This is a genomic window from Nonomuraea insulae (genome assembly GCF_042656245.1).
The window spans coordinates 102,642-124,447 of sequence record NZ_JBHSPA010000073.1 but is presented as its reverse complement, the minus strand read 5'-3'; the positions used below and the strand labels follow the sequence as shown (position 1 = coordinate 124,447).

Genomic DNA, 21,806 nt, shown 5'->3' with positions numbered 1-21,806 from the left:
CCGCGAGCGGCAGGAGCAGCCTGGTCAGCCCTTTTCCTTGAAGTAGCGGGCGGCCCCCGGGTGCAGCTGGACCGGGGCCACCTGCTGCCCCAGCGCCAGGTCCAGCTTCTTGGCCTCCGGGTGCACGGCCGACAGCTCGGCCTTCTTCTCGAACAACGTCTTGGTGATGTCGTACGCGAGCTGCTCGCTCATCGAGTCGGGCACCAGCAGCACGTTCGCGATGCCGACGGTCTTGATCTTGCCGGGCAGCTTGTAGGTGGACATGTCCACATCGAGCGCCACGTACTGCTGGCCGAACGTGGCCTGCATCTTCCCCAGCACGTCACTGGTGTCGAGGATCTTCATGTCGGGCTTGCTGGCGGCCAGGTCGGTGATGCCGGCCGTGGGCAGGCCGCCGACCCAGAAGAACGCGTCGATGGTGCCGTCCTTGGCGGCCTGCACCGACTCGTTGATCGACAGTTGCTGCTTGGTGATGTCGGTGTCCGGGTTGATCCCGGCCGCCTCCAGCACGCGCCTGGCCACGACCTGGGTGCCGGAGTTGGCGGGGCCGAGCGAGACGCGCTTGCCCTTCAGGTCGGCGGCCTTGGTCGCGGCGACGCCGGGGGCGACCACGAGGTGGGTGTAGTTGTCGTAGATGCGGGCGATGGCCTTGATCGGCTGCTTGGAGGTGAAGGTGTCCTTGCCGTTGACCGCGTCGGCGGCCGTGTCGGCCTGGGAGAAACCGATCTGGGCCTTGCCGGAGGCCAGCAGCTTGATGTTCTCGACGGAGGCCGAGGTGACCGAGGCGGTGGCCTGGGTGTTGGCGATGTTCGCCGAGAGTTGCTTCGCTAAACCGCCGCCGTACACGTAGTAGACGCCTGTCGTGCCGCCCGTGGCGATCGAGATCCGGTTTCCGGAACCGCCCCCCGCACCGCTGCCGCCGCAGCCCGCCGCGGCCAGGACCGTGGCGGCGACTATCGTGAGAATCCGCTTCACGCTGTTCTCCTTCTTCTGATGAGGTGCGCGGCGGCGGCCACGGCCAGCACGGCCAGACCGGCCACGATGGGGACGGGTTCGAGGAACAACAGCAGCACCGCGGCCACCGCCGCCAGCAGCCGCTCGGGCCAGGCGGCCAGCCCGCCCGTGGCCATGGCCAGGGCGGCCACCGCGACCGCCGACACCCCGGTCATCAGCAGCACGGTGCCGATCGGCCCCTGCCCGAGCAGCGCCTGCCCGTTCGGCGTCAGCACGAAGGCGAACGGCACCAGGAAGGCAGGCAACGTGTAACGCCAGGTCATCATCATCGTCTTGTACGTATTGCCGCCGGTGATCGCGGCCGCCGCGACCGCGGACAGCGCGGTGGGCGGGCTCACCTCCGACAGCACCGCGTAGTAGAAGACGAACATGTACGCCTCGGGCGCCGAGACACCGAGGTCGAACAGCGCCGGCCCGATGATCACCGCGGCGATGATGAAGCTGGCCGTCACCGGCACGGCCAGGCCCAGCAGCAGCACCGCGACGGCCGCCATGACCGTGGTGACGATCAGGTTGCCCGCGCCGATGTCCACGATGATGTCGGCGAGGTTCTGCCCGAGCCCGGTCAGCGTGATGGCGCCCACGATGATCCCGGCCGCCGCGCAGACCGCGGTCACCGGCAGCACCTCCAGCGTGCCCTTGGCCAGCGCCTGCCCGACGCGCTTGGGGCCCATGCGGTTCGCGGGGTCGAGGAAGGACAGCAGGAACGCGATGGCGGTGGCGATCACCACGGACTGGAAGGCCGACCGGTCCAGCGCCATCAGCACGACGATGAGGATCAGCGAGCTGAAGTGGTAGCCGAAGCGCAGCAGCAGCCGGCCTGCCCCGGGGGCGTCCACCTCGACGGCGTGGGTGCCGAAGCGGCGGGAGTCGATCTCGATGGCCAGGAAGATGCCGAGGTAGTACAGGATCGTGGGAATGGTCGCGTACAGGAGCACCTGAAGGTAGCCCACGCCGAGGTACTCGGCGATGATGAACGCCGCCGCGCCCAGCGTGGGCGGCGACAGGATGGCGCCGATGCCGCCGGCCGCGAGGATGCCGCCCGCCGCCTCCTTCGGGTAGCCGGCCCGCCGCAGCACGGGCCAGGCCACGCTGCCCAGGCTGACCGTGGTGGCCACGCCCGAGCCCGACACGGTGCCGAGCAGGAAGCCGGCCGTGGTGACGGTGCGGCCGGGGGCGGCGCGGGACCTGCGGAAGGCGGCGAAACTCAGGTCGATGAAGAACTTGCTGGCCCCCGAGAAGTCGAGCACCGCGCCGTAGATGGTGAACAGGATGATGTAGCTCGCCGCCACCTGCATCGGCACGCCGAAGAAGCCCTCGGTGCCGGTGTAGAGCTGGGAGACGATCTGCCCGAGGTCGAACCCTGGATGCCCGATGGTCCAGCCGATCGGCAGGTACGACCCGTAGTAGGCGTACAGCAGGAAGGCGACGCAGATGGCGGCGAAGATCCAGCCGACGGTGCGGCGGACCGCCTCCAGCAGCAGCACCGTCAGCACCAGGCCCGCCACGATGTCCAGATCGGTCAGCGCGGCGCCCGAGCCGCGCTCGCGGAAGGCGTCGATGCCGGCCAGCGGGTAGACCAGCACGGCCAGCGACGCCGCGGCCAGCACCCAGTCGCCCACGCCCGGCCACTCCACGCCGCCCTCGCGAGGGGCCGGCTCGGGGCGCCGTAACCGGCGGCGTAGCCACGCGGCCGCCCCCGAGCGGTAGCAGAGGAAGACCAGCGGCAGCGCCACCGCCAGGAATGTCATCCGATGCTCGATCGCCTCGACCGGCCGGAACACCACCACCAGCGAGTATGCCGACAACAGCCCGCCCAGCACCCACACGCCGAGACGGAGCGGCCCGCCCAGCCGCCGTGCCGGGCGTTCCTGCTCGTGTGTGGACAGCAGCTCGGCCTCACGATCGCTCAGCTCGGTCAAGTTCTTCGTCCTCCCCGAACCACGGCGTTGCAGGGGACTCTAAGAGCCGTTCACGCCGTCAGGGAAGCCTCCGTTATCCGATTGATCCAAACGGTCGCGATTGTGCGGCCAACTGCTCCACGGGCATCTCGCCCGCCTGGCCGCCGTCGCGCAGCCGCACCGCCGCCCGCCCGCTCGCCACCTCGCGCGGCCCCACCACGAGCTGGTACGGCACCAGCCGGTGCGCCCTGATCCTGGCCCCCAGGCTGCCCCGATCGGCGGGCGCCAGCTCGGCCCGCAACCCGGCCTCCAGGCACCGCCGCAGCAGGTCGGAGGCGGCGGGCAGCTCGGCGTCCGACAGCGGCAGCACCACGGCCTGCACGGGCGCCATCCAGGCGGGGAAGGCGCCCCCGTGCACCTCGATGAGGTGGGCGACCAGCCGCTCGATGCCGCCGACGACGCTGCGGTGCACCATGACGGGCCGCTCGCCGCCCACGTAGCCCAGGTCGAAGCGCTCGGGCTGGAAGTAGTCCACCTGGACGGTCGACAGGGTCGACTCGCGGCCCGCCGGGTCGGCGATCTGGATGTCGATCTTCGGCCCGTAGAAGGCGCCCTCGCCGCGCTCCTCGTCGTGGTCCCGGCCGCGCTCGTTCAGCACGTCACGCAGGAGCGCCTCCGAGCGTGCCCACATGCCGGGGTCGTCCACGAACTTCGCGCCCTCGCCGCGCAGCGACAGCCGGTAGCGGGCGGCCCTGATGCCCAGCCGCGCGTGCGCGGCCTCGATCAGGTCGAGCGCCGCCGACACCTCTTCCGCGGCCCGCTCCGGGGCGCAGAACACGTGGCCGTCGTTGAGCTGGATGGCCCGCACCCTGCTCAGCCCGCCCAGCACGCCGGACGGCTCGGAGCGGTACATGCCGCCCAACTCGGCCAGGCGCAGCGGCAGCTCACGATGGCTGCGCCGGCGCGATCGGTAGATGAGCGCGTGGTGCGGGCACAGGCTGGGCCGCAGCACGAACTCCTCGCCGCCCACCAGCATGGGCGGGAACATGTCCTCGGCGTAGTGCGCCCAGTGGCCCGATCGCTCGTACAACTCGCGTTTGCCCAGCACCGGCGAGTTGACGTGCTGGTAGCCGTTGCGGCGTTCGAGCTCGTGCACGTAGTCCTCGATGGCCTTGCGCACGGCCGACCCGGCGGGCAGCCAGTAGGGCAGGCCGGAGCCGATCAGCGGGTCGGTGTCGAAGATGCCCAGCTCGCGGCCGAGTCTGCGATGGTCGTTCATGATCATCCTTTCCTGGGAAAGGGCGAACGACCAGGCTCCCGGGCGTCCGCCCGGGAAGCATGCGATCAGCGCGCCGGGACGGTGTCCGGCGTCGTCGTGACGAAAGCGCGCTGCATGGATCCGACGGTAGCACGCGAGGGGCCGGTAAAACTTCTGGCTAATTTTGGTATAAAAGCAGCGTGGCGGAGATCACCGTGGACGTGCGCCAACTGCAGGCGTTCGCCGAGGTCGGCTACCAGGTCGCAGGCGGTGGCGGCGCCCAGGGGGCGATGACGGCGCTGCGCCGGGTGGCCGCGCTCGACGCCTACGAGTTCGTCGCCTACGACCCCGCCACCGGGCGGCACCACAGCGTCGTCTCCGACGGCCATCGGCGCATCGACCGCGACGCGGCCGAGGAATACGCCGGGCTGGAGGCCTACCGCAGGGCCATCGCCACCCGCGCGCCCGTCGGCATGCCGGAACCGGGCACCGAGCGCTACTTCCGCCGCCATCTGGCCCCCTACGGCTGGCGGGCCGGGCTGACGGCGCCGCTGTTCCTGACCGACGGCCGCTACACGGGCCTGCTCCACCTGGCCTCCAGAGACGCCTTCCCCCGGCTCACGGGGGCGCTGGTGGCGGCGGTCAGCCCCATGCTGGCGCACCTCACCGACCTGAGCCGGTGCGTGATCGACCCCGTGGGGCTGCCCGCGGGCTTCCGCGCGGTGGCCTTCGACCGGCTCGGGACACGCCGCGAGGTGCCGGGGCACCCGGCCTCTGCCGCGTTGTGGGACGACCCGGCGATGGCCTCGTACGCGCGGGCGTTCATCGACTCGCGCGAGCTCGGCAGGCACGGGCTCTGGCTCGCCGCCGACGGGCACTGGCACGAGGTGCGGCTGGTGCGGGCCGGGGTCGGGTTCCAGGGGGCGCTGCAGGGGGCCGTGGCCGCCGAACGGCCGTGCTCGTTGCCGTACGAGCTGACCGGGCGGGAGGTCGACGTGCTCACCAGGGTGGCGGCCGGTGACTCCAACCCGCAGATCGCGGCGGCGCTCGTGCTCAGCGTCCGCACGGTGACGACCCACCTGGAGCACATCTTCGCCAAGCTCGGCTGCGACAGCCGCACCCGCCTGACCACCAAGGCCCTGGCGGAAGGGCTGTGCCGCCTGGACGTCTGACGCCGAGGCGGAAGGGCTGTGCCGCCTGGACGTCTGACTCCGCGCCCGTCTCCGATAACGTCGGATCCATGCGGCTTCATGTGGGATGCGCGATGTGGACGCACGCACGCTGGCAGGGACGTTTCCTCCCCGACCGCCTCTCCCCGGGTGATCGTCTGCGGGCGTACGCGACGTGGTGCGACGCCGTGGAGGGCAACACGACGTTCTACGCCACCCCGTCCCGGGCCACGGTCGAGTCCTGGGCGGCCCAGACCTCCCCCGGCTTCCGTTTCGTGGTCAAGCTGCCCAAGCCGATCACCCACGAGCGCCGCCTCAGGAACACCGAGGACGACCTGCGCACGTTCCTGGAGGTGATGGAGCCGCTGGGCCCGCGCGCGCACGCCCTCTGGGTGCAGCTTCCCGGCTCCTTCTCCCCCACCGACCTCGGCGCGCTGGCGGCCTTCCTGCGCGGGCTCCCCCAGGGGCACCGCTACGCCGTGGAGGTCCGCCACCCGGCCTTCTTCGAGGACGAGCGCTCGCAGCGCCTGCTCGAACGGGTCCTGGCGACCGTGGAGGCCGAGTGGGTCCCGTTCGACACGACCGTCATGTTCGACGGGCCGCCCACCAGCGACGCCGAACGCGACGCCTGGACGAAGAAGCCGCGCGTGCCCCGCCGCACGCGCGCGCTCACCGGCCACCCGATCGTGCGTTACCTGGGCCGCGACGCGGAGGAGCGCACGGTGGAGGGCTGGCGGCCCTGGGTGGACACGGTGACGGAGTGGCTGCGGGAGGGCCGCTCGCCGACCGTGTTCATCCACACCCCGGACAACGCGGACGCGCTGCGGCTGGCCCGCCGCTTCCACGACGACGTGCGCGCCCGACTGCCCGAGCTGGCCCCGCTCCCCGACCCGATGCCGAACGAGCCGCTGACCCTCTTCTGAGCGCCCTCAGTCTTCTGAGCGCCCTCAGCGCACGAGCTTCTGAGCGCCCTCAGCGCACGAGGCAGGGCCGCTTGGGGTCGAACTCCCAGCCCTCCACCAGGAACCGCATGGCGACGGCGTCGTCGCGGGCGCCCAGGCCCTTGCTGAGGTACAGCTCGTGGGCCTCGGCCAGAGCCCCGCGGTCGAGCTCGACACCGAGCCCCGGCGTGTCCGGCACGTCGATGGCGCCGTCCCTGATCGCGAACGGCTTCGTGGTGAGCGCCTGGCCGTCCTGCCAGATCCAGTGCGTGTCCAGCGCCGTGATCTCACCCGGCGCAGCGGCCCCGACGTGGGTGAACATGGCCAGCGAGATGTCGAAGTGGTTGTTGGAGTGCGAGCCCCACGTCAGGCCGAAGTCGTGGCAGAGCTGCGCGACGCGGATCGACCCGGCCATGGTCCAGAAGTGCGGGTCCGCGAGCGGGATGTCCACGGCGTCGGAGCGTACGGCGTGCGCCAGCTCCCGCCAGTCCGTGGCGATCATGTTCGTCGCGGTCGGCAGCCCGGTGGCCCGCCTGAACTCGGCCATCGTCTCCCGCCCCGAGAACCGCCCCTCGGCGCCGCACGGGTCCTCGGCGTAGGCCAGGACGTCGCCGCGCCCCCTGCACAGCCGTACGGCGTCGGCCAGCAGCCAGCCGCCGTTCGGGTCGAGCGTGATCCGGGCCTCGGGGAACCTGCGGGCCAGCGCCGTGACCGCCTCGATCTCCTCCTCGCCGGCCAGCACGCCGCCCTTGAGCTTGAAGTCGGTGAACCCGTACCGCTCCTGGGCGGCCTCGGCCAGCGCCACCACCGCGTCCGGCGTCAGCGCCTCCTGGCGGCGCAGCCGCGACCAGCGGTCGTCGCCGTCGTCCACGAGGTAGGGCAGGTCCGTCTTCCCCGGGTCGCCGACGTAGAACAGATAGCCCAGCATCGGCACCCGGTCGCGCTGCCGGCCCTCGCCTAGCAGGTCGGCCACGGGCACGCCGAGGTATTGACCGTGCAGGTCGAGCAGGCCGGACTCCAGGCCGGTCACGGCGTGCACGGTCGTGCGCAGGTCGAACGTCTGCAGCCCGCGCCCGCCCGCGTCCCGCCCGGCGAACCGCTCGGCCACCGATCGCAGCAACCCCCGGTAGCGGGCCACCGGCTGCCCGGCCAGCAGCGCGCCCGCCTCCTCGACGGTCCGCCTGATCGCCTCGCCGCCGGGCACCTCGCCCAGTCCCGTGCGCCCGTCGGAGTCGGTCACGATGACGACGTTGCGGGTGAAGAACGGCCCGTGCGCGCCGCTCAGGTTGAGCAACATGCTGTCGTATCCGGCGACCGGGACAACCTCGACGTTCTGGATGGTGGGAGACACGGCGCCCCTAGCTGATCTTGTTGATGAGGGCGGTCAGCTCGGCGAGCTCGCCGTCCTTGAGGTTCTGCAGCGGCGGCCGCACCGGCCCGGCGGGGCGGCCGACGGCGGTCAGGCCCGCCTTGATGATCGACACGGCGTATCCCTTCATGCGGTCCCGGATGTCCAGGTAGGGGATCACGAACTCGCGGATGCGCCGGTAGACGGCATCCCGGTTCTGGGCCCGCACGTCGGCGTAGAAGTCGAGCGCGTACTGGGGCACGAAGTTGAAGATCGCCGAGGAGTACGTGCTCACGCCGAGCTGCAGCAGCGGCAGCGCGAACGTCTCCGCGGTGGGCAGGCCGCCGATGTAGGCCAGGCGGTCGCCGACGGCCGCGTAGATGCGGGTGAGGTTCTCGATGTCGCCCACGCCGTCCTTGAACCCGACGAGCGTCTCGTTCCGCTCGGCCAGGGCCGCGACCGAGCGGTCGTTCAGCACGGCGTTGGCCCGGCTGTAGACGATCACGCCGAGGCCGGTGGCGGCGCAGACCGCCGAGACGTGCTCGACCAGGCCCTCCTGACCGGCCTCCGTGAGGTAGGGAGGCATCAGGAGCAGACCGTCAGCGCCCGCGGCCTCGGCGGCCCTGGCCTGCTCCACGGCGGTCGCGGTGCCGCCGGTGGCGGGGGCCACGACCGGGACCCTGCCGTTCACCTCGTCCACCGCCACGCGGACCACGCGGTCGATCTCCGTGGCGGTCAGCGAGAAGCCCTCGCCCGTGCCTCCCGCGGCGAACAAGCCGGCCACCGGGTGCCCGCTCAACCAGGACAGGTGCTCACGGTAGGCCGCCTCGTCGAACTCAAGGTCCTGGGTGAAATGGGTGACGGGGAAGGACAGCAGGCCGCTCTTGAGCTGTGTGGCGAGCTCCTGCGGGGCGTAATCGGGCATGGGCGGGGCGCTCCTCGCTTCACGTTAAGGTCTGTCTGCCCGCCAGGCTAAGAAGCGGGGGCGATTCCTGTCCAAGTGCTATTGCGTATCCGGCGATACCCATAGGGCATCATGCTCCCAGGTCGGGCAGCAGTTCGAGCACGCGGCCGAGTGCCGGGTTGGTGGACTCGCGATTCCAGATGACGTGCAGCTCGACCGGTTCGTTCGTGGCGGCCTCGTCGTCCAGCGGGTCGCCGCCGCCCCGTACGAGGTCGCAGATGACGATGCCGTCCACCCCGAGCGAGCGAGCGCTGGCCGGGGCCAGCGCCACGCCCCTGCCCGCCGCCACCAGCAGCACGGCGGTGAGGATCTGGTGCACCTGCTGCTCGATCCTGGGGTGGGCGTTGGTGAGGAAGCGGACGGTCAGCTCGTGGAAGTAACGCGACTGGACCGGGTTGTAGCTGACCACCGGCAGGCCGTCGAAGTCGTCGGGCGCCAGCGGCCGCCCCAGCTCGGCCAGCCGGTGACCGACGGGGACGACGGCGCACAGCGGCTCGCGGAAGACGACGCGGGAGTCGAGCGTGTCGATGTCGAAGGGCGGGCGGGCCAGGCCCAGGTCGAGCTCGCCGCGCAGCAGGCCGTCCACCTGCCCGGCGGTCACCCGCTCGTGCAGGATGACGTCGATCTCCGGCAGCCGCTCCGACAACCGCCGCAGCAGCGCGCCGAGCATGCTGATGGCCGAGACGGCGGTGAACCCGAGCCGTACGGTGCCCGCCGCGCCGCTGGCGATCCGCCGCGCCCGGTCCCCCGCGGTGTCGACGAGCGAGAGCATGCGCCGCGCGTCGTCCAGGAAGGCGCGCCCGGCGTCGGTGAGGACCACGCGCCGGTTGTCGCGTTCCAAAAGGATCACGCCGACCGCCCGCTCCAGCTTCTGGATGTGGCGGCTGAGCGGGGGCTGGGTCATGCGCAGCCGATCAGCCGCGCGGCCGAAGTGGAGCTCCTCCGCAACAGCGACGAATGCCCGAATCTGATCGAGTGTTAGCATGATGCACAGAGAGTATCACTTGATACCGAATTTAGCCTGGACAGGCATCGAGGCAGGTCCCTAGTCTCCGGAGAACTACAGAGCGGAAACCTTGCCGTAACCTTACGCAACTCCTCTTCTCTCCAGAGCAGGCCAATGGGCGTCCTCCGCCCGCATGAAGGAGAAGTCAATGCCGACATCTCAGACAGCCCCCCGCCGCATTCTCGTGGGCGTCGTCGGCGCGGCCGCCGCGATCGCGCTGACCGCGTGCGGCGGCGTCAAGACGACCTCTTCCGGCGGCGGCGACGGCGAATACCCGTCGGGCAACATCGAGTTCAGCGTCGGCGCCTCCGCGGGCGGCTCCTCCGACCTCATCACCCGGGCGCTGGCCCAGGGCTTGAGCAAGGAACTCGGCGTCTCCGCCCCGGTGCTCAACAAGCCCGGCGCCAACGGCGCGCTCGCCGCCAAGGAACTGCAGTCCGCCAAGCCCGACGGCTACAAGATCGCCGTGCAGAACGCCTCCCTCTTCACCATCACGCCGCTCACGGTGTCGGCCGCCGAGGCCACGAAGATCGACTCGTTCGACGTCATCACCGGCGTCTCGCGCGACGACTACGTCATGGCGACCAACACCAAGTCCGGCTTCACCTCGATCGAGGACATGAAGAAGGCCGGCAAGACCATCCGGTACGGCACCACCGGCGTCGGAACCGGTGCCCAGCTCGCCTCCGCGCTGACGTTCAAGACCGCCGGCGTCGAGGCCACGGCCGTGCCCTTCGACGGCGGCGCCCCCAACCTGACCGCCCTGCTCGGCAACCAGGTGGACGTCTCGACCATGCAGATCGGCGAGGCCATCGAGAACATCAAGGCCGGCAAGCTCGTCCCGCTCGCCGTCTTCTCCAAGGAGCGCATCCCCTACCTCCCGGACGTGAAGACGGCCAAGGAGCAGGGCTTCGACGTCCTGGTGACCCAGTACCGCTTCCTGACCGCGCCCAAGGGCACGCCGGAGAACGTCAAGACCAAGCTGCTCGACGCGGCCAAGAAGACGTTCGCCACGGCCGAGTACAAGAAGTTCAACGAGCAGAACTCGCTCACCCCGATGGAGACCTCCCCGCAGGAGGTCCTCAGCTCGCTGAAGAGCGACACCACCACGTTCAAGGCGAAGCTGGACGAGTTCGGCATCAGCCTGGCCGGCTGATCGAAGGAGTGCCCATGTCCATGTCCGATGAGGCGGCGTCCACCGGTTCCTCCGCTGGTTCGTCCGCCGAAGCCGGCTCTCTTCAGGCGGGCTCACTTCAGGAGGGCTCTCTTCAGGAGGAGGCCGACCGGCTCCAGGCCGAGATGGAGGAGGCCAGGCCGCCGCACGCCGGCCCGCTCGCGCAGATCGGTGCGGCGGTGGTGGCGCTCGCCGTCGGCGTCTTCGGGGCGATCGGCTCGTTCGCGCTCGGGCTCGGGCAGCTCACCCAGCCCGGTCCCGGCCTGTGGCCGTTCGCCATCAGCGTCGTCATCGTCGTGTTGTCGGCGACGCTCGTCGTCACGGGCCGCGGCCTGCAGGACACCGAGCGGTTCTCCCGCTCCAGCCTGCTCACCGTGGTGGGCCTGGTGACGCTCGTCCTGCTCGCCGCGCTGCTGCCGGTGATCGGCTTCGAGATCCCCTCGCTGCTGCTCATGTTCGTCTGGCTGCGCTGGCTGGGCAAGGAGTCGTGGCGCTCCTCCATCGTGATCAGCATCGGCGCCGTGGCAGCGTTCTACCTGCTCTTCGTGGTGCTGCTGCAGATCCCGCTCCCACGCCTTATCTGAGAAAGTCACATGGACATCTCCCCGATCCTCAACGGCTTCGGCGTCGTGCTGGAGCCGGCCAACCTGCTCTACTGCCTCATCGGCGTCATCATCGGCATGCTCATCGGCGTGCTGCCGGGTCTCGGCCCGGGGGCGACGATCGCCATCCTGCTGCCCATCACGTACGGCATCGGGCCCGTGTCGGCGATCATCATGCTGGCCGGCATCTTCTACGGCGCCCAGTACGGCGGCACGATCACCTCGGTCCTGCTCCGCCTGCCGGGTGAGGCGTCCTCGGTGGTGACCGTCTTCGACGGATTCGCGCTGGCCAGGCAGGGCAAGGCGGGCACCGCGCTCGGCATCGCGGCCATCGGCTCGTTCATCGGCGGCACGGTCTCGATCCTCGGCCTGACGCTGGTCGCCCCGATCGTGGCCGGGTTCGCGCTCGACTTCGGGCCGCCGGAATATGCCGCCCTGGGCATCCTGGGCGTGTTGCTGATCTCCTCGGTGGGCAACGGCAACAAGCTCAAGGCCATCGTCGCCGCCTGCATCGGCCTGCTGATCGCGACCGTGGGCCGCGACACGTTCACCGGCGCCGAGCGTTTCACCTTCGGCAACCTGAACCTGGCCGAGGGCATCGACTTCATCCCGATCGCCATGGGTCTGTTCGGTCTCAGCGAGATCCTCTACAACCTGGAGGCGCGGCACAACCAGGTGCACTCGCCCGCCAAGGTCGGCAACGTGTGGCCCTCCCGCAAGGACCTCAGGCAGTCGTCGGGGGCGATCGGGCGCGGCTCGCTCGTCGGGTTCATCCTGGGCGTCCTGCCCGGTGGTGGCGCGGTGTTGTCGTCGCTGGCCGCGTACGCGCTGGAGAAGCGCCGCGCCAAGAACCCGGAGCGCTTCGGACAGGGCGCCGTCGAGGGCGTGGCCGCGCCCGAGACCGCCAACAACGCCGCCGCGACCTCGTCGTTCATCCCGCTGCTGACCCTCGGCATCCCGGCGAACGCGACGATGGCCCTGATGTTCGGCGCGCTGCTCATCCAGGGCATCCAGCCGGGCCCGCAGCTCGTCACCGAGCACCCCGACGTGTTCTGGGGCGTCATCAACTCGATGTACATCGGCAACATCCTGCTGCTGATCATGAGCATCCCGATGGTGGGCGTGTTCGTGAAGATCCTGCGGGTGCGCCCGGCCATCCTGGCCCCGATCACGGTGCTGATCACCCTGCTGGGCGCCTACACGGTCAACAACCAGGTGTACGACGTCTACATGGTCATCGTGTTCGGCCTGCTGGGCTACCTGATGAAGAAGTTCGGCTTCGAGCCGGGACCGCTCGTGCTGGCGTTCGTGCTGGGCTCGATGATCGAGAACTCATCGCGGCAGGCGCTGCTCATCTTCGGCGGCGACCCCACCGGCTTCTTCACCCGCCCCATCTCGGGAACGGTGCTCGCCCTGGTCGTGGCCGTCGCGGTCTGGCCGCTGATCCGCAAGTCCGTGCGCCGCAATCGTGTTGAGGAGAAGATCTCATGACCATCCTCGTCGGGTACGTTCCGACGCCCGAGGGCGAGGCCGCCGTGGACGCGGGCCTGCGCGAGGGCGCCCTGCGCGGGGAGCGCGTGATCATCGTGAACTCCCCCCGCCGCGGCGCCACCGTCGACGAACACAAGATCGACGACGCCGCGGGCGCCGAGCTGCTGCGGCGGGCGCGGGAGGCGGGCGTGGACGCCGAGGTACGCCAGCCGCTCCACGAGGACGACCTGCCCGAGACGTTCGAGGAGCTCGTCGAGGAGAGCGGCGGCACGCTCATCGTCATCGGGCTGCGGCACCGCTCCCTGGTGGGCAAGTTCATCATGGGCAGCGAGGCGCAGCGCATCCTCATGGAGTCCAGCGTGCCGGTGCTGACCGTGAAGGCCGCCCGGTGAAGGTCAGCAGGGTCAGCAGGGTCACTGTCACGCCGGTCGCCTTCCGCGACCCGCCCCTGCTCAACGTCGTGGGCGTGCACCAGCCGTACGTGCTGCGCGCCATCGTCCAGGTGCGCACCGACGACGGGCTGGTCGGCCTCGGCGAGACCTACGCCGACCAGGCCCACGTCGAACGCCTCCGCGCGGTGGCCGCCGCACTCCCCGGCACGGACGTCTTCGACCTCAACGGCCTGCGCCGGGTCGTGGTCGAGACGCTGGGGGCCTCCACGGGTGGGGCGGGCGCGAGCTTCGGCGGCATGCTGGAGGTCTCCAGCGCCGTGGACACCGTGGTGGCGCCCTTCGAGGTGGCCCTGCTCGACCTGCAGGGCAAGGCGCTCGGCCGGCCGGTGAGCGACCTGCTGGGCGGGGCGGTGCGCGAGCGGGTGCCGTACTCGGCGTACCTGTTCTACAAGTGGGCCGGCCACCCGGGCCACGACGAGGACACGTGGGGCGAGGGCCGCACGCCCGAGCAGATGGTCGCCCAGGCCCGCCGCATGGTCTCCGAGTACGGCTTCACCGCCATCAAGCTCAAGGGCGGCGTGTACGAGCCCCGCCACGAGATGGAGACCGTCGAGGCCCTGGCCGCCGCCTTCCCCGGCCATGCCCTGCGCATCGACCCGAACGGCGCCTGGACTGTCGAGACCTCGATCAAGGTGGCGGACCGGCTCGCGGACGTCCTGGAGTACCTGGAGGACCCGACGCCCGGCATCGACGGCATGGCGGAGGTCTCCCGGCACACGGATCTCCCGCTGGCCACGAACATGTGCGTCATCGCGTTCGAGCACCTCAAGCCCGCCGTCGCCGCCGACGCCGTCCAGGTCGTCCTCTCGGACCACCACCTGTGGGGCGGGCTGCGCCGCTCGGCGCTGCTGGGCGGCATCTGCGAGACGTTCGGGATGGGCCTGTCGATGCACTCCAACTCCCACCTCGGCATCAGCCTGGCCGCCATGACCCACCTGGCCGCCACGACGCCGAACCTCACCTACGCCTGCGACACCCACTACCCGTGGAAGACGGAGGAGGTCGTCAAGCCGGGGGTGCTGGAGTTCGCGGGCGGCGGCGTGGCCGTGCCCACGGGTCCCGGTCTGGGCGTCGAGCTGGACGAGGACGCGCTGGCCGCCCTGCACGAGCAGTACGTCAAGTGCGGGCAGCGGGGGCGGGAGGACACCGCGTACATGCGCGGCGTCGTCCCGGACTTCACCCCGAACACGGCCCGCTGGTAGCCCTGCGGGCGGGGCTACGGAGTCTGCAGGCGGGCGCGGGAGTTGGACAGGTGCACCCGCATCGCCGCCCGTGCCGCCGCCGCGTCCTGGTCGGCGACGGCGCGGTAGATGTTCTCGTGTTCGAGCGTCACCCTCGTCAGGTGAGTGGCGTTCGAAACACTGTAGACATGCTCCAGCCGGGTCCGCGGCAACATGATCATCATCGGCCCGAGCGAGGCCAGCAGGTCGGAGTAGAACCGGTTCCCCGACGCGAGCGCGATCTTGAGATGGAACTCGAAGTCGGCCTCGACCGCGTTGCCCGGCTGCTCCCCTGATCGCCCGAGATCGACCAGCGCCCGCTCGACGGCCTTGAGCTGCAACTCCGTACGCCGCTCCGCGGCCAGCCCCGCCGCCTCCGACTCGACCCCGATCCGAAAGTCGATCATGTCGAGGACGTCGCGATGGGTGCGGACCTGCGCCGCCTCCACGGAGAAGGCCGTCGAGGCGGGCAGGGCCAGCACGAACGACCCACGCCCCTGGAACGTCTCGACCAGCCCGGCGGCCTGGAGCCGCGAGATGGCCTCGCGAACCACCGTACGGCTGACGCCGAACTCCTGGATGAGCGACGACTCGGTCGGGAGCTTCTGCCCCGGCTCGATCTCACCGGCCAGGATGCGGTCCTTGAGCCGCTCGACGAGCTCGTGCGCGAGCCCCCGCCCGGTGTCGCGGTCGAGCCTGCGTTCCGGCGGCATCTACCGCCCCGTCCCGCGGAACCCGACCTCGTCCAGCCGCCACTCCTGCGCCCGCCCGGCCAGGCTGAGCCCCAGCCCCGGCCTCTCAGGTACGCGCATGCGCCCGCCCTCGATCTCCAGCCGCTCCTCGAACAGCGGCGACAACCATTCGATGTGCTCGACCCAGGAGTCACGCGGATAGGCGGCGGCCAGATGCACGTGGATCTCCATCACGAAATGCGGCGCGACCTGCAGGTGCGCGTGATCGGCCAGCGCGACGACCTTGAGGTACGGCGTGATCCCGCCGACGCGCGGCACGTCCGGCTGAAGGAAGTCGACGGCACGCAGGTCGATGAGCCGCACGAGCTCCGGCACGCTGGAGAGCATCTCCCCGGTCGCGATCGGAGTGTCAAGCGCCGCCGCGAGCTGAGCGTGCCCCTCGGCGTCATAGGCGTCCAGCGGCTCCTCGATCCACACCAGCCCGAGCTCCTCCACGGCCCGCCCGAACCGCAGAGCGCTGGCTCGATCCCACTGCTGATTGGCATCCACCATCAGGGGCGTGTCCTGCCCGATGTGCTCCCGCACGGCCGCCAGCCGCCGCAGATCCTCCTTCATGTCCGGCTGCCCCACCTTGATCTTGATGCCGCCGATGCCGCTCTTGAGCGACAGACCGGCCTTCTCCTTCACCTCCTCGATCGGCGCCTGAAGGTAGCCGCCCGAGGTGTTGTAGACCTTGACCGAGTCCCGGTGGGCACCCAGCAGCTTGGCCAGCGGCAATCCCGCCCGGCGCGCCTTGAGGTCCCACAGAGCGGTGTCTACGGCGGAGATCGCCTGCGTGGCCACCCCCGACCGCCCCACCGAGGCCCCCGCCCACAACAACATGTCGTACACCTTGCCGATGTCGGACGGATCCTGACCGATCAGCAGCTCGCCGATCTCCTTCACGTGCGCGAACTGCGCCTGGCAGCCGGCCCGGGTGGTGTAGGAGAACCCCAGCCCGCCCACCCCGTCCCTGCTGGTGATCTCGCAGGTCAGGACATCGATCTGGGACAGGGGCCGCTGCCGCCCCGTGGCCACCTTGGCGTCGCTCACCGCGTGGGCGAGCGGCACGGCGTAACGCCCGAACCGCACCGCCTCGATCCGGTCCCCCATTTTCACGCCTTCCCGAACGCGACGCTGTCCACGACCCACGCCCGGCACTGCTCGCTCAAGGTGAACCCCAGCCCCGGCCGATCCGGCACGATCATGCGCCCGTCGCGCGTTTCGAGCCGCTCCTCGAACAGCGGGTTGAGCCACTCGAAGTGCTCGACCCAGGGCTCGCGCGGGTAGGCGGCGGCCAGGTGGAGGTGGATCTCCATGGCGAAGTGCGGGGCGAGTTGCAGGCCCGCGTGGTCGGCGAGCGTGGCCAGCCGCAGGAAGGGCGTGATGCCGCCGACGCGCGGGGCGTCCGGCTGGATGATGTCGGCCGCGCGGGCCTCGATGAGCCGTACGTGCTCGGCCACGCTGGAGAGCATCTCCCCGGTCGCGATCGGGGTGTCGAGCGCCGCCGCCAGTTGCGCGTGCCCTTCGGCGTCGTACGCGTCCAGCGGCTCCTCGATCCACACCAGCCCGAGCTCCTCCACGGCCCGCCCGAACCGCAGAGCGCTCGCCCGATCCCACTGCTGATTGGCATCCACCATCAGGGGCGTGTCGTCCCCGATGTGCTCCCGCACGGCCGCCAGCCGCCGCAGATCCTCCTTCATGTCCGGCTGCCCCACCTTGATCTTGATGCCGCCGATGCCGCTCTTGAGCGACTGGCTCGCCCGCTCCTTCACCTCCTCGATGGGAGCGTGCAGGAACCCGCCCGAGGTGTTGTACGTCCGCACCGAGTCCCGGTACGACCCCAGCAGCTTGGCCAGCGGCAACCCGGCCCGCTTCGCCTTGAGGTCCCACAGGGCGATGTCGATCGCGGCCAGCGCCTGCGTGGCCACCCCCGACCGCCCCACCGAGGCCCCCGCCCACAACAACATGTCGTACACCTTGGCGATGTCGGACGGATCCTGGCCGATCAGGTTCTCGCCGACCTCCTTCGCGTGCGCGTACTGCGCCGGGCCTCCGGCCCTCTTGGAGTAGCTGAAGCCGGTGCCGCCGTGGCCGTCCTCGGTGGTGATCTCGGCGAAGAGGAAGGCGATCTCGGTCATCGGCTTCTGCCGCCCGGTGAGGACCTTGGCATCGCTGATGGGGACGGCGAGGGGGAGGGTGACGGAGGAGAGGGAGACGTGCCGGATGCGGTCGGAAGCCATGGTGGTCCTCGGGATGGGCGGTTAGAATTCGTACGTCATCGTACAAATCCATAAGTCATATGACAACTGCCCCAGCCGGTCATCCGCCCTACCGCTTGACGACGTCCTCGATCGCGCCGGCCACGGTCTCGGCGTCCTTGGCGATGAGCTGCACGTGGTTGCTGGTCGAGGTCGCGTACACCGTCACCCGCTCGTTGACCGCCGTGGCCTTGGAGACGGTGGCCCGCATCCGGGCGTTGTCCTCCGCCGGGGCCCCTGAGTGCGCGCCCCGCTCGCGACGACGAAGGCGACCGGGCACCGCATGGCCGCGAAGTCCGCCTCGACGCCGCCGTTGAGCGCGTCCATCTCGATGACCACCTGTGCCGCCTCGGCAGGGCTCATCTTCGCCGACTGGCCGAATAACGCCGCGATGCGCATGAGCCACCCCAGTCGTCTGAACCGCCTGCGCACGTGCGCCTCGCCGAACATCGTGACCGGGTAGGCGCCGTCGATGAGGACGAGGCCGGCGACCTTGTCCGGATGCGTGCTCGCGTACCGCACGCCCATGGTCGCGCCGGTCGTAGAACGCGGCGCCCTCTTCGAGCATCGATCGCCGTTCGGAGGGCCCGTCTTCGATCAGGTCGAGCGCGGAGCGGGCGATGTCGGCCTGCTCCCGGTAGATCGCCCCCACGAACCCGGTCGGGTCGAGCGCCTGGGGGTCGAGCGTGACATGGTCCACCGGCTGCCCCGCCGCCCGCGACCGCCGCACGACGTTGTGCCCGGCCAGCAGCGCGACCGCCCCGGTGATCGCGCTGCGACTGGCGATCTCAAGCGCCAAGAATTTCGGAGACGTTCCAAAAACCTATACAAACCGGACAGAAGGTCATAACCTACACATGCCTCAGCCGGGGTGCGCTGAGGCACCAAAGCTCCAACCGCCCCGGCCGCACAGCATCGCGGCCGGGGCGAGGCGTCCTGGCGAATAGAGGCCTGCCGCCTGCCCGCTTCCGGCGGGAAATCGTGCGCGGGCCGCCGCCCGGCAGGCCCTTTCCAGCCTTCGAAAAGTTGGCACAGAGGGGTCTGCCGCACGTGATAGTGTTCTTCACGCAAGGCCAGCTGGAACCCGATCAAAAGGTCCAGCAGGGGCTTGACCGGGACGTAGCGCAGCTTGGTAGCGCACCTGACTGGGGGTCAGGGGGTCGCAGGTTCAAATCCTGTCGTCCCGACATTTGAACAACAATTCCCGATTGCCGAGATTTGGTGATCGGGTTTTTCTATTCTCCAGTGGTGCCAGCCACCACATCCAAGCACACCCGCCGCGATGCCATGCGATGGAGCGACGAGGACCTCCGCAGCGCGATCGCGCTATCCATCAGCTGGTCCGGTGTGGCCAGAAGTCTCGGGTACCACCCCACCGCCACCGCCTCCCGCAAGATCATGCAGGCCCGCGCCAGAGCGCTGGAGCTCGACACATCGCACTTCCAAGCACAACCTGGGCGTCCCCGGCGTCCCCGTCCGCGGCTCAGCCCACGCCCAGAAGTCACGGTCGCCACCGTTGAACAATCAGCCCTCCTTAGTCCCGCCCCGCCCAGCGTCGACCATTTCACCAGGACATGGAACGACGAGGAGCTCACGATGGCTGTAGCCGGTGCCACATCGTGGCGTGGAGTTTCCCGGACGCTTGGGCTGGCTTCCAAGGGCGGCCGGCAACTCGACGTCCTCAAGAAGCGAGTCGAGGCCCTCAGACTTGACACCGATCACTTCACCGGCACGCGGCGCTGGAGCCCCGCACAGCTTCGACAATCGGCAGAGCGCTCCACCTGGGCCGAGGCGACCGACTCTCTCGGCGTGAGCGACACGCGCCAGAATCGAACCACGATCAAGCGACAGGCAGCCCTGGCAGGGGTCACGACCGATCACTTGGACACTGTCACCAGCGAACCCGCCCCTCAGCCGGTCGCCGGCCTCAGGCACCTGCGTGAAGCCGCAACCAGCATCGCCGCCGCCTGGTTCACTCTGCGCGGCTTCACGCCCTCCTTGCCGCTGGAAGCCAAGCCTTATGATCTTCTCGTCGACATGGGGAACTCCATTCAGCGGGTTCAGGTCAAGAGCTGCATGGCCGGTGAAGGCATGGTCACCATCGCCTATCGACTGTCCGGCACCTCCAAGGGCTCCGCCAAGAGCCTGCTCAGCTAGGCACTGCTCGGGCTCGGGCCGTCCAGTGCGCTCCGCTGGGCGGGCGCTACCATCGGTAGCGATCTCAGTTCTTATAATGGTTGCTGTTCCTGCAGGTCAAGCGGGCATACCTGGAAAAGCCTGAGCGGAGGCGGCCACGTGGGGCGGAAGGCGACCATTGATCGCAAGGAGCTGGCCAGGCTCGTCGCCGAGGGGATGAGCGTGCAGGAGCTGGCCGTTCACTTCGGGGTCAGCGAGTCAGGGGTGTTGCAGGCCAAGCGGGCCGCCGGGCTGGCCAAGCAGATGCTCGACCACAGCGGCGCCCTCCCCTGGAAGCTGGCCCGCGTCCACTCCCAGTCCGGGCCGGCGACCAATCTGCGCAATCTGTCGGCGGCGGCCCAGGGGAAGCCGCCGGCGGCTGAGCGGTTGAACACCGCGCTGCGGTGGGCTCAGCGGCTCGTGGACCAAGGGCTCGACGTGCGGTACGACGCCGGCGAAGGGTTCAGTGAGATCCCTGCCGCCCCGGAGGGCTCACACGTCGCATCCGTGCTGGACGCCGCCAGGAAGGCGCTCGAAGCCCGCTGAGGTCCGCAAGTTTCGACACGTCGTTCGAGGGCAGTCGCTGGGACTCTACACAGAGACCGGAGGCGAACATCATGACCACCTGGATATGGGTGGCCGTCGTCGTGGTCGCGGTGGTGGCGCTCGCCGCAGTGGGATATTTCGTACTGCAGCAGAAGCGCCGCACACAACTCCGCGAACGCTTCGGCCCGGAGTACGAACGCATAGTCGCCGAACACGACAACAACCGCCGGGAGGCGGAGCAGGAGTTGCTCAGCCGCGAGCAGCGCCATTCGGAGCTCGACATCAAGCCCTTGACGGAGGAGTCGCGCGACGCCTACGCCAGCCGGTGGATCGAGGTTCAGGAACGCTTCGTGGACGCGCCCGGATTCGCGGTGACCGAGGCTGACCAGCTGGTCACGGCCGTCATGGCGGAGCGGGGTTACCCGACGGAGGACTTCGAGCAGCGCCTGTCCGACCTTTCGGTGGGGCACGGGGCGACGCTCGACCACTACAGGACGGCTCACGAGATCAGCGGGCACGCGGCCAGGAAGGAGGCCTCCACGGAGGACCTCCGGCAGGCCATGGTGCACTATCGCGCGCTGTTCGAGGAACTGCTCCACGAGACCAGTCGAGGACGGTGAACGATATGAGCAGCGACGAGCTGAAGGTGCCGTCGCAACGCCACGACCTGACCGACGACGAGACCGACAAGGACAGGGAAAGGGAGGCCGCGCAGAGGAACGAACTCGCCGATGACGACGAGTTCGCCCGTAGCGAGGCCGATACCGAGGTTCGTCGCGGCGAGACCGCCGACGGTACGCCCCTTCCCGGCGGCGATCCGCGGGTCGATGACGAGTACCCGGCCGCCACCCCCGTTGCCGACACCCCCGTTGCCAACGACGAGGACGACACCCCTCTCCGCGACCCGTACGCCAGGGCCGGCGGCGACATGCTGGCGCCGGAGCCCGAGCAGGTCGAGGCCCAGGAGACCGACCCCGCCCCTCCCGCTCACGCGGCCCCCGACGAGACCGTCCTGTTCGATCAGGATCCCGCGGAGGTGCAGGCCCGCTGGCGCGACCTGCAGGCGGCCTTCGTGGATGACCCCGGCGAGGCGGTACAGCGCGCGGACGGGCTGGTCGGCGAGGTGGTGGACGCCCTCACCAGCGCTTTGTCCAACCGTACGAACGCCCTGCGCGACCGCTGGAAGGACACAGAGAGCGCCGACACCGAGCAGCTGCGTCTGGCGCTGCGCGACTACAGAAACGTCCTGGAGCGCCTGCTCACGATCTCCGGCACGTCCCCTTCTCAGCCCACTCCGTACCAGAGTCAGGGAATGAGGTGACATGACATGCTCGCGATCATCGCTGCGATCATCTTCGGGCTGGGCTTTCTGCTCGACCTGGTAGGCGCGACGATTCCCGGTGGCTTCTCCGGCATGACGTTCGTCCTGCTGGGGCTGACCCTGCTGGCCCTGCACCAGGCAGGCGTCGGCACGGCCGGCATCCGCACCGGGTACAGCAACTGGCGCGGCGGCAGAGCCCGCCGTTAGGAACCGTTCAGGAACCGTTGGAAGA

23 protein-coding genes and 1 tRNA gene are annotated in these 21,806 nt (G+C 69.9%); 14 read left to right on the top strand and 10 right to left on the bottom strand.

Annotated elements, in window-relative coordinates:
* Nucleotides 1-24: 24 nt before the first annotated feature.
* The 3 genes from ACFPZ3_RS50395 to thrS form a co-directional block, all read right to left on the bottom strand.
* Complete coding sequence (locus ACFPZ3_RS50395; RefSeq protein WP_379521564.1) at nucleotides 25-975, bottom strand: TAXI family TRAP transporter solute-binding subunit; 951 nt, start codon at nucleotides 973-975, stop codon at nucleotides 25-27.
* Entirely contained in the window at nucleotides 972-2,936 is a 1,965-nt protein-coding gene (locus tag ACFPZ3_RS50390) for a TRAP transporter permease (RefSeq protein WP_379521563.1), read from the bottom strand. The genes ACFPZ3_RS50395 and ACFPZ3_RS50390 overlap by 4 nt, the downstream gene beginning before the upstream one ends.
* A gap of 73 nt (nucleotides 2,937-3,009) precedes the next feature.
* Entirely contained in the window at nucleotides 3,010-4,260 is a 1,251-nt protein-coding gene (gene thrS / locus ACFPZ3_RS50385; protein WP_379521732.1) for a threonine--tRNA ligase, read from the bottom strand.
* A 113-nt stretch (nucleotides 4,261-4,373) separates the two neighbouring features.
* Between thrS and ACFPZ3_RS50380 the strand changes: the two genes are divergently transcribed.
* Both ACFPZ3_RS50380 and ACFPZ3_RS50375 read left to right on the top strand, forming a co-directional pair.
* Nucleotides 4,374-5,345: a helix-turn-helix transcriptional regulator gene (locus ACFPZ3_RS50380; RefSeq protein WP_379521562.1), complete on the top strand. Its 972-nt coding sequence runs from the start codon at nucleotides 4,374-4,376 to the stop codon at nucleotides 5,343-5,345.
* Between the two features lie 68 nt (nucleotides 5,346-5,413).
* Entirely contained in the window at nucleotides 5,414-6,265 is an 852-nt protein-coding gene (locus ACFPZ3_RS50375) for a DUF72 domain-containing protein (protein ID WP_379521561.1), read from the top strand.
* 49 nt (nucleotides 6,266-6,314) lie between these two features.
* On the opposite strand, the gene ACFPZ3_RS50370 is transcribed toward ACFPZ3_RS50375, so the two are convergent.
* The 3 genes from ACFPZ3_RS50370 to ACFPZ3_RS50360 all read right to left on the bottom strand — a co-directional run bounded on the left by ACFPZ3_RS50370 (nucleotide 6,315) and on the right by ACFPZ3_RS50360 (nucleotide 9,580).
* Nucleotides 6,315-7,634 carry an enolase C-terminal domain-like protein gene (locus ACFPZ3_RS50370; protein ID WP_379521560.1) on the bottom strand — a complete coding sequence of 440 codons (1,320 nt, stop codon included), beginning with the start codon at nucleotides 7,632-7,634 and terminating at the stop codon, nucleotides 6,315-6,317.
* Nucleotides 7,635-7,641: 7 nt separating this feature from the next.
* Complete coding sequence (gene kdgD, locus ACFPZ3_RS50365) at nucleotides 7,642-8,556, bottom strand: 5-dehydro-4-deoxyglucarate dehydratase (protein ID WP_379521559.1); 915 nt, start codon at nucleotides 8,554-8,556, stop codon at nucleotides 7,642-7,644.
* A 109-nt stretch (nucleotides 8,557-8,665) separates the two neighbouring features.
* Entirely contained in the window at nucleotides 8,666-9,580 is a 915-nt protein-coding gene (locus ACFPZ3_RS50360; protein WP_379521558.1) for a LysR substrate-binding domain-containing protein, read from the bottom strand.
* Between the two features lie 169 nt (nucleotides 9,581-9,749).
* On the opposite strand from ACFPZ3_RS50360, the gene ACFPZ3_RS50355 reads away from it, so the two are divergent.
* The 5 genes from ACFPZ3_RS50355 to ACFPZ3_RS50335 are packed head-to-tail and all read left to right on the top strand — an operon-like array spanning nucleotide 9,750 to nucleotide 14,522.
* The gene (locus ACFPZ3_RS50355) at nucleotides 9,750-10,757 is read left to right on the top strand and encodes a tripartite tricarboxylate transporter substrate binding protein (RefSeq protein ID WP_379521557.1); all 1,008 of its coding nucleotides are present in this window, start codon (nucleotides 9,750-9,752) and stop codon (nucleotides 10,755-10,757) included.
* A 14-nt stretch (nucleotides 10,758-10,771) separates the two neighbouring features.
* A complete protein-coding gene (locus ACFPZ3_RS50350; protein ID WP_379521556.1) occupies nucleotides 10,772-11,359 on the top strand; it encodes a tripartite tricarboxylate transporter TctB family protein in 588 nt (195 codons plus the stop codon).
* 9 nt (nucleotides 11,360-11,368) lie between these two features.
* On the top strand, nucleotides 11,369-12,868 hold the full coding sequence (locus ACFPZ3_RS50345; RefSeq protein WP_379521555.1) for a tripartite tricarboxylate transporter permease: 1,500 nt from the start codon (nucleotides 11,369-11,371) through the stop codon (nucleotides 12,866-12,868).
* Nucleotides 12,865-13,260 (top strand): universal stress protein, encoded by a 396-nt coding sequence (locus ACFPZ3_RS50340; protein WP_379521554.1) that lies wholly within the window; start codon nucleotides 12,865-12,867, stop codon nucleotides 13,258-13,260. The genes ACFPZ3_RS50345 and ACFPZ3_RS50340 overlap by 4 nt, the downstream gene beginning before the upstream one ends.
* Nucleotides 13,257-14,522 carry a glucarate dehydratase family protein gene (locus ACFPZ3_RS50335; protein WP_379521553.1) on the top strand — a complete coding sequence of 422 codons (1,266 nt, stop codon included), beginning with the start codon at nucleotides 13,257-13,259 and terminating at the stop codon, nucleotides 14,520-14,522. Before ACFPZ3_RS50340 ends, ACFPZ3_RS50335 begins: the two co-directional genes overlap by 4 nt.
* A gap of 14 nt (nucleotides 14,523-14,536) precedes the next feature.
* Here the strand turns inward: ACFPZ3_RS50335 and ACFPZ3_RS50330 are convergent, their stop codons facing one another.
* The 4 genes from ACFPZ3_RS50330 to ACFPZ3_RS50315 form a co-directional block, all read right to left on the bottom strand.
* The gene (locus ACFPZ3_RS50330; RefSeq protein ID WP_379521552.1) at nucleotides 14,537-15,253 is read right to left on the bottom strand and encodes a FadR/GntR family transcriptional regulator; all 717 of its coding nucleotides are present in this window, start codon (nucleotides 15,251-15,253) and stop codon (nucleotides 14,537-14,539) included.
* Complete coding sequence (locus ACFPZ3_RS50325) at nucleotides 15,254-16,384, bottom strand: L-talarate/galactarate dehydratase (protein WP_379521551.1); 1,131 nt, start codon at nucleotides 16,382-16,384, stop codon at nucleotides 15,254-15,256.
* A 2-nt stretch (nucleotides 16,385-16,386) separates the two neighbouring features.
* The gene (locus ACFPZ3_RS50320; RefSeq protein ID WP_379521550.1) at nucleotides 16,387-17,514 is read right to left on the bottom strand and encodes an L-talarate/galactarate dehydratase; all 1,128 of its coding nucleotides are present in this window, start codon (nucleotides 17,512-17,514) and stop codon (nucleotides 16,387-16,389) included.
* Between the two features lie 88 nt (nucleotides 17,515-17,602).
* Entirely contained in the window at nucleotides 17,603-17,743 is a 141-nt protein-coding gene (locus tag ACFPZ3_RS50315; RefSeq protein ID WP_379521549.1) for a hypothetical protein, read from the bottom strand.
* A gap of 30 nt (nucleotides 17,744-17,773) precedes the next feature.
* Here ACFPZ3_RS50315 and ACFPZ3_RS50310 point away from each other — a divergent pair, with 30 nt between their 5' ends.
* The 7 genes from ACFPZ3_RS50310 to ACFPZ3_RS50280 all read left to right on the top strand — a co-directional run bounded on the left by ACFPZ3_RS50310 (nucleotide 17,774) and on the right by ACFPZ3_RS50280 (nucleotide 21,781).
* Nucleotides 17,774-17,995, top strand: coding sequence for a hypothetical protein (locus tag ACFPZ3_RS50310; RefSeq protein ID WP_379521548.1), 222 nt, complete (start codon nucleotides 17,774-17,776; stop codon nucleotides 17,993-17,995).
* Between the two features lie 650 nt (nucleotides 17,996-18,645).
* Nucleotides 18,646-18,719 (top strand) — tRNA-Pro (locus tag ACFPZ3_RS50305).
* A gap of 61 nt (nucleotides 18,720-18,780) precedes the next feature.
* Nucleotides 18,781-19,689, top strand: coding sequence for a PDDEXK-like family protein (locus ACFPZ3_RS50300; protein ID WP_379521547.1), 909 nt, complete (start codon nucleotides 18,781-18,783; stop codon nucleotides 19,687-19,689).
* A 138-nt stretch (nucleotides 19,690-19,827) separates the two neighbouring features.
* On the top strand, nucleotides 19,828-20,253 hold the full coding sequence (locus tag ACFPZ3_RS50295) for a hypothetical protein (RefSeq protein WP_379521546.1): 426 nt from the start codon (nucleotides 19,828-19,830) through the stop codon (nucleotides 20,251-20,253).
* A 71-nt stretch (nucleotides 20,254-20,324) separates the two neighbouring features.
* Nucleotides 20,325-20,873, top strand: coding sequence for a hypothetical protein (locus ACFPZ3_RS50290; protein WP_379521545.1), 549 nt, complete (start codon nucleotides 20,325-20,327; stop codon nucleotides 20,871-20,873).
* 5 nt (nucleotides 20,874-20,878) lie between these two features.
* Nucleotides 20,879-21,574 (top strand): hypothetical protein, encoded by a 696-nt coding sequence (locus tag ACFPZ3_RS50285; protein ID WP_379521544.1) that lies wholly within the window; start codon nucleotides 20,879-20,881, stop codon nucleotides 21,572-21,574.
* Between the two features lie 6 nt (nucleotides 21,575-21,580).
* Nucleotides 21,581-21,781 (top strand): hypothetical protein, encoded by a 201-nt coding sequence (locus ACFPZ3_RS50280; protein WP_379521543.1) that lies wholly within the window; start codon nucleotides 21,581-21,583, stop codon nucleotides 21,779-21,781.
* Nucleotides 21,782-21,806 lie beyond the last annotated feature (25 nt).